This window comes from Stenotrophomonas sp. 99219_Sma, assembly GCF_056480785.1.
Genome location: NZ_CM151117.1, coordinates 3,687,485 through 3,704,846 on the forward strand (window position 1 = coordinate 3,687,485; position 17,362 = coordinate 3,704,846).

A 17,362-nucleotide genomic window follows, 5' to 3' on the forward strand; every position below is an offset into this window, starting at 1 on the left:
CTCGAAAAATGAATGCACTCTAACAAAGCGCGCAAGCGGCGCCGGTTCAGGTTCGCCGCGGCGGATACAGCGGCGCCAGGCCAGTGTCAGCGGTGCCGGCAGCCGCCGACCAGTGCGGTCCGTCACGGAAGGCCTCGCGCAAGCGCGCACGCAGCGACGCCAGGTCGCCCTGCCCACCCCAGCGCGCCTGCTGCAGGTCCTGCAGCACCTGTCGCTGTCCGGGGTCAGCCAGGCGGTCGATGACCTGCTCGATACGTTCGACACCGGCCATCGCACACAGCTGCGCTTCCACCTGATCAAACCCTTCACCATCCAGCGCGCGGCGCAGTTCGGCCACGCCGGCACGTCCAGTCGCCACAGCCGGCACAGCGCCCTTGGCCGCCACGCGCGGGCGACGGCCTCGCTGCCAGCCCCACAACAGCGTCAACAGCCACAGCAACGCCAGGCCGATGGCGGCGCCCATCCACGGCCATGGCCGCTCGGACAAACCACTGGCGCGCGGATCGGTCGCCGCGATACGGCTGTCCTGGCCATCGCCATCCGGCAGCGCCGCATCGGTGTCGATCGGCGGCAGCGGTGCAGGTGGCGCACTGCCAGCCCCGCTACCGGCCACCACGTCCAGCGTCAGGTCCGGCAGCTTCGCTTCCTGTGCCTTGCCATTGCGCACGTCCCACCACGGCAGGCGCGGCCCCGGCACCACCAGCGAACCCGGCTGGCGCGGCACGATCGAATAGCGGCGGGTGATCTTCAGCCGCGGCGTACTGCCATTGAAGGTCTCTTCGTACTGCGCAGGTTCTGCGAACACCTGCGCCGCGTTGCCGACGTCGGGCACCGGCAGATCGGTGAACTGCGCGCGGGTAGCGCCTTCGGCAATCGCCTCCACCACCACGTTGGCCGCCTCGCCGGTACGGGCGCTGGTCGGTGCACTGGTGTAGCGCAGCTGCAGGCCCTGCAGCGGCAGCCATGGCTGCGGCGCCTGTGCCGGTTGCGCCTGCACCTGCAACGTGCGATCGGCGCCGGTGGCATTCATGCGCCCGTCGCCGCCGCCGAAGAAATCGTCGAAGAAGCCACCGGCACTGCGCCCGCTGAAGCGCGCACCGGCCAGCCGAAGTGCACCGCTGCGCTCGGGGATCAGCAGGAAGCGGCGCTCGACCACGTTGTAGCGGCGGCCGCTGACCTGTCGCACATCGGTGCGGTCATCGCCCACCCGCTGCAACGACGCGCCGGCCGGTGTATCCAGCACCAGTTCGCCGGAGGCCAGCTGCGAGGCGAAATACAACCGCACCACCACGCCTACGCTCTGCTGCACATACGGTGTCTCGTCATCGACAGCGGTTTCGATGAACGCCACCGCATTGCTGTCGGGACCGGCCACGGCAGCGGCATCCACCTGCAGGGTCAACGGTGCGGTGCGTACGCTGCCCACCTGCAGGCCCGGCACCACCAGTGCACCGCTACGCCGTGGCGTGAGTGCCACGCCATACAGATTGCGCTGCTGCATGCTGCCATTGCTCCACGCTACCTGGCGGCTGCTGGTCTGCCCGCTGAGGTCGAAGTCGGTGCGCAACGGTGTGAAGTCAGGGGCGCCCTGGTCGCTCTCGACATTGAGCGTGACCGTGTCGCCCATCGCGATGCGGTCGCGGTCCAGCCACGCACGCGGCTGCGCCCAGGCCAGCAGCGGCAGCCACAGCAGCAGTGCCGCCAGTACCTGTCGGGGCCAGTGCCCGTGCATGTTGATCGCCCGCGTCATCGCCCTTCCCTCTTCCTGCGTTCGTTTTCCAGCTGGAACTTGGCCCGCAGCAATGCGCCCGGATCATCCGGCACGCGTCGCATCCACGCCTCCACCGCCTGCTGCTCCTCGCGTTGGCGTGGGGTGGTGCCGTCGCTGCCTGGCACGGGCTTGCCATCCTGATCGCCTTTGCCCTCACGTGCCTGCTGAATGGCCTGCTGCATGCGCTGGCGCTGCTGCTCATCAGCCTGGGCCTGCGCTTTGGCATCCTCCACCTGTGGTGGCGCCTGCTGTCCATCGCGGCCTCGCTCGCCGGGCTGCGGGCTCGACTGGTTCTTGTCGTCACCGGGATTGGGCTGGCCCTGCTGACCCGACTGTGGCTGTCCCTGACCGGGATTCTGCTGGCCCTGCTGCGGCTGCTGGCCCTGCGGATTCTGCTGGCCCTGACCATTCTGCGGTTGTTTTTGCTGCCCGTTCTGCGGAGGCTTCTGCTGATCCTGGCCTTTGCCACCCGACTGCTTGCGCTTGCGCGCGGCATCGACCACGGCACGGTTGGCGACCGCATCTGCCATGCCGGGATGCAGTGCCAGCGCGCGGTCGTAGGCGGCAATGGCTTCGTCGTAGTTGCCCTGGCGGGCCAGCGTATTGGCCAGGTTGTACCAGCCCGCATCGCTGTCGATGCCCTCGAACTGCTTGCGGGCACTGGCGAAATCACCGTTGCGGTAAGCCTGCGCACCTTCGGCCAAGCGCTGGTACTGCACCTGGTCGGCGCGCTTCCACAGCGTGCCCGGCGCCGGCGGTGCGGCAGGCACCGCGGGCGCCTGCGCCTGCACATCACTCATCCATGGCAGCAGGCCCACCGCCAGCACCGCCGCCAGCAGCGCGCGGCGTCGGAAGGCCAACAGCGCCAGCAGCATCACCGGTGGCAGCAACCAGAACCCTTCATCACGCCATTGCTTGCCCTCGCCGGGCCGCTGCGCTGCAGTACCTTCGCGTGCATCAAGTACGCCCAGCGCACGCAGGTCACTGTCATCGGTGGCGATGCGGGCATAGCGGCCTCCGCCTGCGGTCGCCACCGCACGCAGGCTGCCTTCATCCAGCGCGGCCTGGCGGATCTGCCCAGTGCCATCCCGGTACGCCGCACCGGCAGATGTGCCCAGCCCCAGTACCGACACCTGCATGCCGAGGCTGCGCGCCTGCGCTGCGGCCAGTGCCGCTTCATCATCCGCCTGATCGCTGACCAGCAGGATCTGCCCCCGCAATGCCCCGATCTGGCGCATCAACCGCGTCGCCCAGTCGATGCCACGGTCGGCGCGTTGTCCGTCGCGCGGCATCACATCCGGCGACAGCGCGTCCAGATACAGCGCGACGTTGCTGCCGTCATCGGTCAGCGGTGCCACGGTGTAGGCATCCTCGGCATAGACCACCAGGCCCACCTGGCCACCCTGGCGGGCACGCAGCAGCTCGCCCACTTTCGCCCGAGCCTGCAGCAGGCGCGACGGCGGCAGATCGGTGGCATTGATCCGGCTGGACAGATCCAGCACGACCAGCAGCGGTGCGCTGGCCTGGAACATCGGTTGTGCCTGCTGCCGCCAACTCGGCCCGGCCATGGCCAGCGCTGCCAGGGTCCAGCCCAGCAGCACGGCCCAGGGCAGGCGTGCACGGCGGCGCGTGCCCGCAGCCAGCAGATGCGGCAACAGGTGGGCATCCACCGCTGTTCGCCACACATCGCTGCGCCGCTGCCGATACAACGCCACCACGATGATCAGCGGCAGCGCCAGCAACGCCCACAGCCATTCCGGGCGCAGGAAGTGCAGCGCGTTCCAGTCAGGAAGATTCGAAGCCAACGCGATCATCGACGGCGCTCCGGCCACAGCCAGGCCAATGCGCCCAGCAGCAACGCCAGGCCCAACGGCCAGGCATAACGCTCTTCGCGCGGACGCAGGCTCGGCCCCTTCGCAGCGATCGGCTCCAGCCGGTCCAGCTCGGCGTAGATGCCGGCCAGCTGTGCAGTGTCGCGGGCGCGGAAGAACTGGCCACCCGTCATGCTGGCAATCTTCTTCAAGGTAGCCTCGTCGACCGGATCCTGGTCGGCGGAAATGGGAATACCGAACAGGCGCATGCTGCCATCACCGCCAAAGGCGACGGTGTGGATACGCACACCCTCGGCACGCGCGACTTCGGCGGCACGCAGCGGTTCCAGCACGCCGGCATTGCTGACGCCGTCGGTCAGCAGAATCAGCACGCGCTGGCCTTCAGGCTGGCTGCGCAGGCGCTTCACCGCCAGGCCGATGGCATCACCGATGGCGGTCTCGCGCCCGGCCAGGCCGACCACGCTGTCGCGCAGCTGGTCGCGCACGCTGGCCAGATCGGCCGTAAGCGGCGTAAGCGTGTAGGCGCGGTCGCCGAAGATCAGCAGGCCGATGCGATCACCGGCACGACGATCAAGGAAATCGGCCAGCACCGCCTTCGCGGCAGTCAGGCGATCCACCGCCTGCCCGCCCAGCACCATGTCGCCCTCGCCCATGCTGCCGGACACGTCCATCGCCAGCATCATCTGCCGGCCCTCCTGCGGCGGCGTGATCGCTTCACCCAGCTGTTGCGGGCGAGCCAGTGCGACGCACAGCGCGCACCAACCCAGCCACAACAGCAGCGTGCGCAGCCACGACACATCAACGCGGCCGCCACCGGCCAGCGCTTCCAGTTCCGTCGCCGCATAGGGCACCCGCAGCGCAGCACCGGGATCGGCACGACGCTTCCACCAGCGCATCAGCAACGGCAACGGCAGCGCCAGCAGGGCCAACGGCCACGCCAGCTGCAGGTCCGGCCATGGCCAGTAACTTGCCAGCAGATTCATCGGCGCCGCTCCAGCAGCATGGCCAGATAGCGCTCGCGCGCCCAGCTGCGCAGCGCCGCCACATCGTTGGCGTCCACCCGTGGGCGATAGGCGCCTTCCGCCAGCAGACTGCGTCGTGCCGCGGGGAGCGTGCCTTTCGGATCCACGCGCTGCCACCAGGCATCATCGCGCAGGGATTCACTGCCGGGCTGCGCCTGGCGTGCGGCGCGACGCAGCAGTCCGGCGATGGCTGCCAGTTCCGCAGCAGCATCGGCGGTAGATGCCAGCTCCTGATCGAACAGCTGCAACCAGCGTTGGCGGCGACGGCGACGCTGCCACCAGAAGAAGGCCGCCACCACCAGCAACAGCAGCACCACGCCGCCGATCATCAGATAGCCCGGTGCCGGCGGCCACCATGATGGGGCGGGTGGCACCTGCACATCGCGCAGCGGCAGGTTCGCGCTCATGCCGGCACCTCGGTCGGTGATGGCGCCAGCCAGGCATCGCTGGGCGCGTCGGTGGACAGCACCTGCACATCGACGCGGCGCGCTCCCAGCTGGCGCCGCAGGTCCTGCAGCGGTTCGACGAAGTGGGCCTGCCAATGAGCCTGGACCTCGCTGCGTCGCAGGTCGAGGCCGATGCGCTGCTGCAGGGTCTGGAACTGCAGCGCGGCTGACGGAGGCTGCAGTTCCAATGGATCCACCAGCAGCACCAGACTGAGGTCGTGGTGCTGGGCCAGCGCACTCCAGCGCGCCGGCGGAATACGGATGGCCTGCTGCGGATCGGCCAGCACCAGCACACGTGCACCCGGGCGCAGGACGCGACCGGCATGGTCCAGCGCACGTTCCAGGCCAAGGTCATCGGCCGGGGGCTGCGCATACCAGCGGGTGAGCGCGTCCAGCACGCGCAATACGCCGCGCGGGCCGCCTGCCGGTGCAATCGGTGGTTCACGGTCGCTGCCACGCAGGGCGCCGATGCGATCGCCACGACGCTGCGCCGACCACGCGGCGACGGCACCCGCGCGTGCAGCCTGCACCGATTTGAAACGCACGCGGGTGCCGAAGTACAGGGCCGGCGAGGTATCGGCCACGATCAGGCTGACCCGCTCGCGTTCGGCCTGGAACAGCTTGGTATGGGCACGTCCGGTACGCGCGGTCACCCGCCAGTCGATATGCCGTGCATCATCACCGGCCACGTACTCGCGTGACTCGGCATATTCCATGCCACGCCCGCGCAGCGGCGACGGCGCCTGCCCGGCGTTGCCGGCGCGGCCACGGCGTGGCGGCGGCGGTCGCTGTGCAAGGCGGCGCAGCGCCACCAGTTCGGACAGTTGCGGGCGCAGCCCGTCACCGTCACTGACGGAGGAGGCGTGGTGCAGGGATGGATCGGTCATGCGCAGGCTCAGGGTGCCGGCACCCGGGCCAGCAGCTCCTGCACCAGGCGCTCACCATCCCAGCCTTCAGCGGTGGCTTCGTAGCTGGGCAGCACGCGATGGCGCAGCACGTCGGCAGCAACCGCACGCACGTCATCGGGGGTGACGAAATCGCGGCCGGCCAGCCAGGCGCGCGCGCGCGCACAGCGTTCCAGCGCGATGGAACCGCGCGGGCTGGCGCCCCATGCAATGCGGCGGCCAAGGCCAGCGTCATAGCGCGACGGATCACGCGAGGCCAGCACCAGCTCGATCAGGTAGCGTTCCAGCGCCGGCGCCATGTGCAGGTCCAGCACTTCGCGGCGGGCATCGAACACATCCTGCATCGGCAGCTTTTCCGGCGCTTGTGCGGCTTCGCCCAACGCACCACGGGCGCGCTCGCGAGCCAGGCGCAGGATCTCCGATTCGGCGGCCTGGTCCGGGTAGCCGATGCGCACATGCATCAGGAAACGGTCCAACTGCGCTTCCGGCAGCGGGAAGGTGCCTTCCTGCTCGATCGGGTTCTGCGTGGCCATCACCAGGAACAGCGGCGGCAGCGCGTAGGTGTGGCGGCCCACGGTGACCTGGCGCTCGCCCATCGCTTCCAGCAGTGCCGACTGCACCTTGGCTGGCGCGCGGTTGATTTCATCGGCCAGCAGGATCGGATGGAAGATCGGGCCGGGTACGAATTCGAAGCGGCCTTCCTGCGGGCGCCAGATCTCGGTGCCGGTCAGGTCGGCCGGCAGCAGGTCCGGGGTGAACTGCACGCGGGCGAAGTCGGCCTCCAGGCGCGAGGCCAGCGCGCGGATCGCCGTGGTCTTGGCCAGGCCCGGAGCGCCTTCCACCAGCAGGTGGCCATCGGCCAGCAGCGCGATCAGCAGGCGTTCGACCAGCGCGGCCTGGCCGACGATCTCGGCCGACAATGCGTCGCGCAGCTGGCTGAAAGCGGCATGCAGGCGGGAGGTGGCCGGCGCGGACGGCGGCGAGACGGTTTCGGGCATCGGCGGTGGCAGGTTCATGGGGGCCTTTGACCGGCGCGGGACGGCACGGGTTCCCGACATCATCGCAGGGTGCCCTGCGAATGGCATCAAGAACGGCTGAACGACCCATCCACGCATGGCGTGGATCTACTGGACATGGGCGGCGTGGATCTACGGGCGGAAACGCAGAAGGGCCGCGCAGGGCGGCCCTTCTGCGTTTCGCGGAGGCGCGGGCTCAGTTCTGCTTGGCCACGCGCAGCACCTTCGGGGTCACGAACACCAGCAGCTCGGCCTTGTCCTTGTTGCGGCCGCGCTTCTTGAACAGGTTGCCCAGGAACGGCACGTCGCCCAGGAACGGCACCTTGCTGATGCTGCTGCGGTCGGTGAACTCGTACACACCACCGATGACCACGGTCTGCCCATCCTCGACCAGCACCGCGGTGTTGACCTCACGGCGGTTGATCGACGGTACCGTGCCGTAGCCCTGCAGTTCGATCAGGCGGTCAACTTCGTCCTTCTTCACCTGCATGTTGAGGAACACGCGGTTGTCGTTGGTGATGGTCGGGGTCACCCGCAGTTCCAGCACCACTTCCTTGAACTGCACGTTCGGGGTGGAACCGGCGCCACCGGCAGCACCGGTGCCACTGATGGTGACGTAGCCGATTTCCTTGCCCTGCTTGATCATCGCCTCGCGCTGGTTGGTGGTGACCACGCGCGGGTTGGAGATCACCTCACCCCGCGACTCTTCCTGCATGGCCGACAGCTCCACGTCCAGCAGGTAGCCTGCGTTGAGGATCGACAGCGCCAGCGAACCCGGATTGCTGGCCGTAGCCACCGGCAGGTTCCAGTTCAGGCCACGCTTGATGGTCGGGCCGCTGGGAATCGGCGCCGGGCCGACGCTGCCACCGGCCTGCCACTCACGGACCGCCTTGGCGTTGGCCAGTGCGGTATCGACCTGCGACTTGCGGGTTTCCTCGTTGGCAGCGAGGCTGCCGCTGAAGTACACGTTGTCGCGGCTGCCGCTGATGCCGAACTTCGCACCCAGCTCGCGGGCGAAGGTGTCGGTCGCGATGACGATGCGGCTTTCGATCAGCACCTGGTCGACCGGGCGGTCGATCACACTGATCAGCTCGCGCATGCGCGCGATCTTCTTCGGAATGTCGCTGATCATCAGCGTGTTGGTGCGCTCGTCGGCGACGATGCGGCCCCGCCCGGACAGGAAGCCACTCTCCTCCTGCGACGAGCCGCCACCACCGCCATTGCCGCCACCACTGCCACCACCGATGCCCTTGGCCTCGGTCAGCGCTTTGAAGATCTGCGTGGCGCTGTGGTAGTTGATCTGGACGTAATCGGTGACCAGGTCTTCGCGGTTCTCGATGGCGATGCGCGCGTCTTCCTTCTCCTGCTCGAACTTGGCCAGCTCAGCCTGCGGAGCGACCCAGATCACGCTGCCATCGCGACGCTTGTCCAGGCCCTTGGCACGCAGCACGATGTCCAGTGCCTGGTCCCACGGCACGTTGACCAGGCGCAGGGTCACATTGCCCTGTACCGAATCGGAGGCCACCACGTTGAGATTGGATTCCTCGGCGATCAGCTGCAGCACGGTGCGCACCGGCACGTCCTGGAAGTTGAAGGTCACCGGCTTGCCGGTGAAACCGCGCTGGCCGACGGCCTTGGCAGCCTGGGTGACGCTGCCGGCGGTGACGGCACCGACGGCGGCCGGCGCCTGCCGCGGGCTGATCTCCACCACGTACTCGTTGCCACTCTGGTAGGCCAGCGACTCCACCGCGCCACCGGTGCTCAGCACCAGCTGGGTACCGGCACCGGACGGCTTGGCGTCGATGCGCTGCACCGGCGTGGCGAAGTCGATGACGTTCATCGGCTTCTGCAGGTTGGCCGGCAGTCGGGCGTTACCGACATCGACCACCACGCTGTTGCCCTGCGTACGGAGGTCCGGAACCGCGCCCTGGCCGTCGAACTGGACGATCAGGCGCCCGGCGCCATCATCGCCGCGCTTGAAATCGATCTTGGCCACCGACAGGCCGGCCGGCGCTGCCGCCGGTGCCACGGTGGCGCCCACCGGCTTTTCCGCCGGTGCGGCGGCCAGCGCCGGAGCGCAGGCCAGCATCAGCGCGACTCCCAACGCGCTGACACGGTTCAAGGTAAAGCGCCGGATGGGACGCAGCCCCTTGGCTTGGTGAAAGGTCATCGTGCTATCCCCAGTAAACGATCATTGATCTTCAAGCGAGAGCGTTGCCGGCCGTTCCAGCCAGCCACCCGCGCCATCCGGCACCAGTTCGATCAGCTCCACGTGGTCTTCGAAGACCGCCGTGACCCGCCCGTCGCTCTGCCCCAGGTAGCCGCCCGGGCGTACCCGGTAGGTCACCTTGTCCGGCCCCATCACCAGCGCCACGGTGGCGGCTCCGGTGCCGATGGTGCCGACCATGTCCAGTGCGTCCAGCGGGAAGCCTTCCAGCGGCTCCTTGCGCCGGTTCGGATCCGGACGCAATCCGCCATTCCCCTGCTGCGGATTGGTCCAGGCATCGGTGAACGGATCGCGCAGACCCTGTGCGGAGTATTCGAAGGTTTCGAACTGCTGCATCACCGGCAGCGGCTCCAGCGGCTGCGCCGGTCGCGCACGCTCGCCTTCCACCCACTTTTCAAGATTCGGTGCATCACCCGGCGTGCTGGTCACATCGCGGCCGCAAGCGGCCAGCATCAGCACGACGGCAGCCATCCCACAACGCGCAAAGAGGGAACGGATCACTTCTTCTCCTCCTTGCCGGCGTCAGCCGCCTGCTGTGCCTGCACCTCGGTCTCATCCAGATAGCGGTAGGTCTTGACCGTGCCGGACAGCTCCAGCGCACCACTGCGGGCGTTGCCGCTGGTCTTGTCCTTGGGCTTGAGGTTGATGTCGTGCATGGTCAGGATGACCACGCGCGGCAGCGACGCCACGCCACTGACGAAGGCACCGAACTGGTGGTAACTGCCCACCATGCGCAGCTTGATCGGCTTCTCGGCGTAGAACTCCTTGACCTGCTCCTGCTCCGGCTCGAACAGCTCGTTGGTCAGGCCGCTGGACAGCGCAGTCTGCGAGATGTCGATGATCAGGTCCGGCATTTCGGTCTTGCTGGGCAGCTGCCGCAGCATCTGCTGCAGCACCTGTTCCATCTGTGCCAGCTGCTGCTTCAGCGGCGCCAGGTTCACCGCACGCTCCTGCTGCTTGGTGAACTCCGAACGCAGCTCGACTTCCTTCGATTCCAGGCCGGCCAGTTCCTCGCGCTTGCCACTGATCAGCAGCATCCACGCCACGAACATGATCACCAGCGCCAACAGCGAACAGAAGACGATCTTGGCCTTCTGCGGCCAGTTGCCGATGTCGTTGAAATCCAGGTTCTTCAGATCGATTTTCTGGCTCATGCGCGATCCCCCTGCAGCGGGGCGTTGAAGGCCTGCGGCGGCTGCGCCAGGCGGCTGCCCTCGGGCTTCGGCGCAGGCTTTGCAGCCGGGGCTGCCGGTTGGTTCGGCGTGGCCGGGGCCGGGGTGGCAGCAGGTGTGTTGACCGGCGCGGCGGCGGGTGCGGGTGCAGCCGGTGCAGCAGCGGGCTGGCCGGCGGCCGGTGCAGCAGGTGCCGCTGCATCCGGGCCGGCTGCAAGCGGTGCCACTGCGGGCGGAGCCGGCGTTGCCACCGAACCATCGGCGTTGAGGCCTGGCGTACCAGCCACTTCCTCACTCTGTGCCGGCAGCTTCACCTTGACCACGAACACATAGGGCAGCGCCTTGATGTCGGCCAGCGGGCCCACCTTGCCGTCCTTGTCCTTCTCGGGATCACGCGCTTCGATGATCGACAGTTCCGGGTTGGTCATCCAACCGGAGGTCTCCAGGTTGCGCATGTACGCCGAAACACGGGCATTGGACTGGGTACGGCCTTCCAGGGTCAGCACGTCGCCTTCCTGCTTCAGCGCGGTCAGCACCAGGCCATCGGGAATCGTGCGCACCAGCGCATCGAACAGGTGCACCATCTGCGAGCGCTTGGCCTGCAGTTCCTCGATCACCTTCTTGCGGGCCAGCAGGCGTTCCTTCTGCGCGTCGAGGCGGTCGATCTCCTTGTTCTGTTCCTTGACCTTCTCGATCTCGGCTTCCAGATAGGCGTTACGGTCCATCTGGCCGCTCACCTGGCGGTCGTAGTAGAACCAGATCACCAGCGACAGCAGCAGGCCACCGATCGCGGCCATGCCCAGCATTGCGTAGAACTCGCGCTGGCGTTGCTTGCGCCGTTCGGCGCGCCAGGGCAATAGATTGATGCGTGCCATCAGTCGAAGCTCCTCAGCGCCAGACCGGTGGCGATCATCAGCGCGGGGGCATCCTGGGCGAGCGCATGCGCGTTCACCTTCGGCCCCAGGGTCATCTGTGCCAGCGGGTTGGCGACCACGGTCGGCACGCCCAGCTGTTCCTCGACCATTTCCGGCAGACCGCCCAGCACGGCGCAGCCGCCGGCCAGCACGATGTGATCAACGCGGTTGAACTCGCTGCCTGCGTAGAAGAACTGCAGCAGGCGGCTGATCTGCTGGACCGTGGCTTCCTTGAACGGCTCCAGCACTTCCATCTCGTAGCTTTCCGGCAGCCCGCCCTGGCGCTTGGCCAGTCCGGCTTCCTCGTAGCTCAGGCCGTAGCGGCGCATGATCTCGTCGGTCAGCTGCTTGCCACCGAACACCTGTTCGCGGCTGTACAGGCTGCGGCCGCCGCGCAGGACATTGAGGGTGGTCATGGTGGCACCGATGTCGACCAGCGCGACCACACCCTCGATGGATACCGGCAGCTCGCTGGCGACCAGGGCATAGGCGTTCTCGACCGCGAAGGCCTCCACGTCCATCACCTTGGCCTGCAGGCCACCCAGCTCCAGCGCCGACTGGCGCAGTTCCACGTTCTCCGAACGCGACGCGGCCAGCAGCACCTGGACCATCTCCGGGTTGTTCGGGATCGCCCCGATCACCTCGAAGTCCAGGTTCACTTCCTCGATCGGGTACGGAATGTAGTTGACCGCTTCCAGCTCGATCTGGGCTTCCATGTCGTTCTCGTCGAGCTCGGCCGGCATCGGGATCACCTTGGTGATCACCGCCGACCCAGCGACGGCGGCAGCGGCCAGCTTGGCCTTGCTCCCCGAGCGGTTCATCGCGCGGCGGATGGCCTCACCCACGGCCTCCACTTCCACGATGTTCTTCTCCACCACCGCATTCGGCGGAAGAGGTTCCACAGCGTAATGTTCCACACGAAAACGATTGCCACTGCGGGACAGCTGCAAAAGCTTTACCGCAGTCGAACTGATGTCGACGCCTACAAGCGGCGACTGACTTTTTGGGATGAGCCCCACGGTTTCTCCCCTGCCGACGGGCACTTGGACGCAAGACCTGCGCCCGAGCATTAATAACGTATTCTTAGCAAATGGCAACGGCCCTGCTGTGAAGTCCCTCACGGATTCACCATGCAGCCCCTGACTGTTCCCCTTGCGCTCCCCGGTGCCGACCCCAGCCGCCACCTTGCGTAATCTATACTCTGCGACCACGAAATTCGCAATCGGAATCTGAACCCGATGACTCGACTCCGCCGCTGGCTGCGCTGGATCTTCCTGATTGTCCTGGTCCTGGCGCTGATCGGCGCGGCCGCCGTGGGCGGTCTGTACTACGCCGTGTCCTCCAAGCTTCCCGACGTGCAGACCCTGCGCGACGTGGAAATGCAGGAGCCCATGTACGTCTATGCCGCCGACGGCAAGTTGATGGCGGTGTTCGGCGAGACCCGCCGTACCCCCATCACCATGAAGGACGTGCCCGAGCGCCTGAAGCAGGCGTTCCTGGCCACCGAGGATGCCCGCTTCTACGAGCATGGCGGTGTGGACTACATGGGCATCGGCCGAGCGGTGTGGCTGCTGGCCACCACCAACGACAAGCGCGTGCCGGGTGGCTCCACCATCACCCAGCAGGTGGCCCGCCAGTTCTTCCTCAGCTCCGAGTACAGCTACACCCGCAAGCTGGCCGAGATCCTGCTGGCGCGGAAGATCGAGTCCGAGCTGAGCAAGGACGAGATCTTCGAGCTGTACCTGAACAAGAGTTTCTTCGGCAACCGCGCCTACGGCGTGGCCGCCGCCGCCGAGTTCTACTACGGCAAGAAGCTGAACGAGCTGGACCTGGATGAAATGGCCTCGCTGGCCGGCATCCCCAAGTTCCCGTCTTCGGGCAACCCGATCTCCAACCCGGAACGTGCCCGCCAGCGCCGCGACAACTACGTGCTGCAGCGCATGGCCGACCTGAAGTTCGTCAGCCAGGCCGAGGCCGATGCGGCCAAGGCCGTGCCCATGCACGCCACCGCCCACGAGCCGCCGGTGCAGGTCGACGCGCCGTACGTGGCCGAGCTGGTGCGCCAGGAAATGATCGCCCGCTTCGGCGGGGATGTGGTCAACAAGGGTTACCACGTCACCACCACCATCGACTCCACCCTGCAGACCGCCGCCAACCAGTCGGTGCGCGACGGCCTGCTGCTGTACGACCACCGCCACGGCTGGCACGGCGTGGAGAAGCAGGTGCAGGTGGGTGCCGGCGAAGACGCCGCCGCCCTGGCCGAGCACCTGCGCGGCATGTACGGCCAGGCCGGCCTGCTGCCGGCGATCGTCGCCAGCACCGGCGCCGATGGCAGCGCCACCGTGGTGCTGGCCAACCGCAGCGAGATCGTGCTGCCGGCCGGTGCCGCCAAGTGGACCAACAAGACCCCGGGCAAGCTGGTGCAGCGCGGCGACATCGTGCGCGTGCGCGCCGGCGCCAAGGAAGGCGAGTGGCTGCTGGACCAGATCCCGCGCGGCCAGTCCGCGCTGGTCTCGCTGGATGCCCACAACGGCGCCCTGAAGGCGCTGGTCGGTGGCTTCAGCTTCTCCGGCAACAAGTTCAACCGCGCCACCCAGGCCCGTCGCCAGCCGGGTTCGAGCTTCAAGCCCTTCATCTACGCCGCGGCCTTCGACAAGGGCTACAACCCGGCCTCGATCGTGCTCGACGCGCCCGTCGTGTTCCGCGACCGCCGCGGCAAGACCTGGGCCCCGCAGAACGACGGCGGCGGCTTCCGCGGCCCGATGCGCCTGCGTGAGGCGCTGGTGCAGTCGCGCAACCTGGTTTCGGTGCGCCTGCTTGATGGCATGGGCGTGGACTATGCGCGCAAGTACATCAGCGAGTTTGGTTTCGCCGAATCGGAACTGCCGCCGAACCTGTCGATGTCGCTGGGTACCGCCTCGCTGACCCCGTTGTCGGTGGCCCGCGGCTACGCCGTGTTCGCCAACGGCGGCTCGCGCGTGGACACCTGGCTGATCGACCAGGTCAATGACCGCGACGGCAACCTGGTGTTCAAGGAAAACCCGGCACTGGCCTGCCGCGACTGCGCCGGCAGCAGCGACCAGCCGGTCAACCAGGTGGTGGATGGCTTCAACTTCGGTGCGCCGGCCCCGAAGGTGGACCCGGCCGCTGCCGCCAAGGCCGAAGCCAAGACCGAAACCCCGGCGGCGCCGGTCAACCCCGATGCCCGCACCGCCCCGCGCGCGATCGACGCCCGCACTGCCTACCAGCTGGTGTCGATGATGCGCGACGTGGTCCAGCGCGGTACCGGTGCCCAGGCCAAGGTGCTCGGCCGCGAGGACGTGGGTGGCAAGACCGGCTCCACCAACGACCACCGCGACGCTTGGTTCTCCGGCTTCGGCGGCCCGTACGTGACCACCGTGTGGGTGGGCCGCGACGACTTCCGCTCGCTGGGTTACCGCGAATACGGTGGCAAGGCCGCCCTGCCGATCTGGATCGACTACATGCGCACCGCGCTGAAGGACACCCCGATCGCACAGAACGAACCGCCCAGCGGCATGGTCCAGGCCACCCTCAACGGCGCCACCGAGTGGGTGAAAGTGGAAGACATGGACCGCCTGACCGACTACGACCTGAACCTCAATACCCCGCAGGCCGACGCCGCCGCGTTCGATATCTTCTGAGGAAGGGTACGGTGGGTGCCGCTCTGGTAGATGCCAACCTTGGTTGGCACCGATGCCGCCCCGGTAGTTGCCAACCTTGGTTGGCGCCCTGTGCCGACCAAGGTCGGCACCTACCAAAGCCTTGGTGGGTGCCAACCTCGGTTGGCACCGATGCCGCCCTGGTAGATGCCAACCTCGGTTGGCGCCCCGTGCCGACCAAGGTCGGCACCCACCAAAGCAGTTGCATCCGCCATACCCACGCAGATGTCACATCCGTGCGCTAGTCTGTAGCCAGGTCGCAACAGGGAGTCATCGCATGCATCGCGCCCGTCAGCATGCTGCCAGCCAGACCCGCGAGCGGCGCCACCGCCTCGCCCACGAAGCCGCCCGCCTGATGGCCGAAGGCGGCATCCGCGACTACCACCAGGCCAAGTTGAAGGCCGCCAGCCGGCTCGGCATCCACGACGATGCCTCCCTGCCCCGCAATACCGAGATCGAAGACGCCCTGCGCGAGTACCAGCGGCTGTTCTCCGGGCCCCAGCACGGCAACGAACTGCAGCGCCGCCGTGAAGCCGCGATGCGCGCGCTGGAGTTCCTGCACGGCTTCTCCCCGCGCCTGGCCGGTCCCGTGCTGGACGGCACCGCCGACGCCAACAGCCCCGTGCAGCTGCACCTGCACAGTGACGACCCGGAAGCCGTGCACCGCTTCCTGGACGAACACGGCATCCCCGCCGAATCGCGAACACGCCGCCTGCGCATGGACCGCGAACGCTGCCTGGACGTGCCGGTGTGGGTGTTCAGTGCCGAAGAGCTGACTTTCGACCTGGCCGTGCTGCCCTACGACGCCCTGCGCCAGGCACCGCTGTCACCGGTGGATGAGAAGCCGATGCGACGCGCGTCGGTGGCGCAGTTACGGCAGGTGCTGGCCGAGGCGGAGATCACCGCGTATATCGGCGGGTGACGGTAGCGCCGGTCCATGGCCGGCGAGCGCAGCGGTGCCTGCCTTGGGTGGGTGCGGACCGTTGGTCCGCACTGTGCTTCGGGCATTTCGATGGCTGACCGGAGAGCAGTCGAGCATGGCTCGACTCTACAGGGGCGCTGCACCCGTGTTTGGTAGGTGCGGACCGTTGGTCCGCACTGTGCTTCGGGCATTTCGATGACTGAGCGGAGAGCAGTCGAGCAAGCTTGTATGTTCCTCCCGGCTCCTACGAGGTATGTAGGAGCCAGGGTGGAGGGACCGTCAAGCATGCATCTGCGGATACTAGCCGACAGACGAGTCGAGCGATCCCCATCCCGCACACGAACGTCGATAAAGGATCGTACGGCCCCCAAAGGGGATCGTCGATGTAGGCAAGCTAACGTCGGTGCGGTACCACCCCAGCCCCTTAAAGATAGCTGGGAGCCGTACAAATGTCTGATTCTCTCGATATTGGCGTGGACGTGGACTCCAAGGAGTTCGTACCGGCAGTGGCCGACCGCAAGGCCGGCGACAGGATCGCCAACACCCGGGCCGGCATAGCCCAGTGGCTCAACACCTTGCCCCAGCGATGCCGGATTGGCATGGAGGCGACGGGGCGGTACTACGAGTTGTTGGCTCGGATGGCTGGCCAAGCAGGCCACGTTGTCTATGTGATCAATCCACGTCTGATCAAGCACTACGGCCGGGCGACGGGCTCGCGTGGCAAGACGGACGCCATGGACGCCGAAGCGATCGCCCGGTACGTGAAGAAGGAGAACGATCGCCTGCGTGAATACGTACCGCGTACCGACGAGCAGCAGCAGATGCACGATTTGCTGCGCAAGCGGCAGACGCTGGTAAAGACACGCGCGCGCCTGGAGCAATCCTTCGGGGTAAGCAAAAGTGCCCCCGGGGAGCTGTCAGATCTGTTCTGCGCTCTGGCTGGGACGCTGTCCGAGCTGGAAAGCGAACTGCAGCGCTTGGGTCGCGATGGAGAGCATGGCGCGCTCTACAAGCGCCTGTTGACCATCCCTGGTATCGGCCCTGCCGTCGCCGCTCACCTGATTTACTACATGACGCGCTGGCCGTTGGCCAACGCCAACGCGTGGATCGCCTGCACGGGCCTGGATCCCCGGCCCAACGAGTCTGGCGGCAGAACGGGACGGCGTCGGCTGTCCAAACAGGGCGCGCCAGTGCTGCGCCAGATGCTCTACATGGCCGCCATGGGGCTCAAGCGGTGTCGTCGGGGGCAACCGCTCTACGACGAGCTGTCAAAACGCGGTCACCCCAGCACCGCCGTCTTCAACATCCTGGCCAGAAAACTGGCCAGGATCGCCTGGGGTGTCTTCAAAAGCGGCCGGGACTTCGATCCGGCCATGCTGAAGGTGGGTCAAGCCTGCTTCCAGCAGGCTTGACCACGAACATAGGATCTCGACTCTACAAAAGCGGTGTTACCTG

At 67.2% G+C, this 17,362-nt stretch carries 14 protein-coding genes; 3 read left to right on the plus strand and 11 right to left on the minus strand.

The genetic code is table 11. From position 1 onward, the window contains the following. Positions 1 to 46 precede the first annotated feature (46 nt). The 11 genes from ACZK13_RS16855 to ACZK13_RS16905 form a co-directional block, all read right to left on the minus strand. Positions 47 to 1,750: a BatD family protein gene (locus ACZK13_RS16855; RefSeq protein ID WP_197616973.1), complete on the minus strand. Its 1,704-nt coding sequence runs from the start codon at positions 1,748 to 1,750 to the stop codon at positions 47 to 49. Further along, positions 1,747 to 3,585: a tetratricopeptide repeat protein gene (locus ACZK13_RS16860; protein WP_197616971.1), complete on the minus strand. Its 1,839-nt coding sequence runs from the start codon at positions 3,583 to 3,585 to the stop codon at positions 1,747 to 1,749. Before ACZK13_RS16860 ends, ACZK13_RS16855 begins: the two co-directional genes overlap by 4 nt. Then, on the minus strand, positions 3,582 to 4,586 hold the full coding sequence (locus tag ACZK13_RS16865) for a vWA domain-containing protein (RefSeq protein WP_197616969.1): 1,005 nt from the start codon (positions 4,584 to 4,586) through the stop codon (positions 3,582 to 3,584). The genes ACZK13_RS16860 and ACZK13_RS16865 overlap by 4 nt, the downstream gene beginning before the upstream one ends. Continuing rightward, the gene (locus ACZK13_RS16870) at positions 4,583 to 5,032 is read right to left on the minus strand and encodes a DUF4381 family protein (RefSeq protein WP_197616968.1); all 450 of its coding nucleotides are present in this window, start codon (positions 5,030 to 5,032) and stop codon (positions 4,583 to 4,585) included. Before ACZK13_RS16870 ends, ACZK13_RS16865 begins: the two co-directional genes overlap by 4 nt. Then, on the minus strand, positions 5,029 to 5,958 hold the full coding sequence (locus ACZK13_RS16875) for a DUF58 domain-containing protein (protein ID WP_049422629.1): 930 nt from the start codon (positions 5,956 to 5,958) through the stop codon (positions 5,029 to 5,031). The genes ACZK13_RS16870 and ACZK13_RS16875 overlap by 4 nt, the downstream gene beginning before the upstream one ends. A gap of 8 nt (positions 5,959 to 5,966) precedes the next feature. Further along, on the minus strand, positions 5,967 to 6,992 hold the full coding sequence (locus ACZK13_RS16880) for an AAA family ATPase (RefSeq protein ID WP_032127852.1): 1,026 nt from the start codon (positions 6,990 to 6,992) through the stop codon (positions 5,967 to 5,969). 196 nt (positions 6,993 to 7,188) lie between these two features. Continuing rightward, complete coding sequence (locus tag ACZK13_RS16885; RefSeq protein ID WP_049422631.1) at positions 7,189 to 9,162, minus strand: type IV pilus secretin PilQ; 1,974 nt, start codon at positions 9,160 to 9,162, stop codon at positions 7,189 to 7,191. Between the two features lie 21 nt (positions 9,163 to 9,183). After that, positions 9,184 to 9,690, minus strand: coding sequence for a pilus assembly protein PilP (locus tag ACZK13_RS16890; protein WP_010484064.1), 507 nt, complete (start codon positions 9,688 to 9,690; stop codon positions 9,184 to 9,186). 26 nt (positions 9,691 to 9,716) lie between these two features. After that, positions 9,717 to 10,373, minus strand: a complete 657-nt coding sequence (locus tag ACZK13_RS16895; RefSeq protein WP_049400744.1) for a type IV pilus inner membrane component PilO — start codon at positions 10,371 to 10,373, stop codon at positions 9,717 to 9,719. Next, entirely contained in the window at positions 10,370 to 11,266 is an 897-nt protein-coding gene (locus ACZK13_RS16900) for a PilN domain-containing protein (RefSeq protein ID WP_180838614.1), read from the minus strand. The genes ACZK13_RS16895 and ACZK13_RS16900 overlap by 4 nt, the downstream gene beginning before the upstream one ends. Beyond that, on the minus strand, positions 11,266 to 12,324 hold the full coding sequence (locus ACZK13_RS16905) for a pilus assembly protein PilM (protein WP_010484061.1): 1,059 nt from the start codon (positions 12,322 to 12,324) through the stop codon (positions 11,266 to 11,268). Before ACZK13_RS16905 ends, ACZK13_RS16900 begins: the two co-directional genes overlap by 1 nt. A gap of 219 nt (positions 12,325 to 12,543) precedes the next feature. Here ACZK13_RS16905 and ACZK13_RS16910 point away from each other — a divergent pair, with 219 nt between their 5' ends. From ACZK13_RS16910 to ACZK13_RS16920, 3 genes are all read left to right on the plus strand, one after another. Beyond that, on the plus strand, positions 12,544 to 14,967 hold the full coding sequence (locus tag ACZK13_RS16910; protein ID WP_197616961.1) for a penicillin-binding protein 1A: 2,424 nt from the start codon (positions 12,544 to 12,546) through the stop codon (positions 14,965 to 14,967). A gap of 295 nt (positions 14,968 to 15,262) precedes the next feature. Next, positions 15,263 to 15,907: a hypothetical protein gene (locus tag ACZK13_RS16915; protein ID WP_010484059.1), complete on the plus strand. Its 645-nt coding sequence runs from the start codon at positions 15,263 to 15,265 to the stop codon at positions 15,905 to 15,907. A gap of 506 nt (positions 15,908 to 16,413) precedes the next feature. Beyond that, on the plus strand, positions 16,414 to 17,319 hold the full coding sequence (locus ACZK13_RS16920; RefSeq protein ID WP_478477332.1) for an IS110 family transposase: 906 nt from the start codon (positions 16,414 to 16,416) through the stop codon (positions 17,317 to 17,319). Positions 17,320 to 17,362 lie beyond the last annotated feature (43 nt).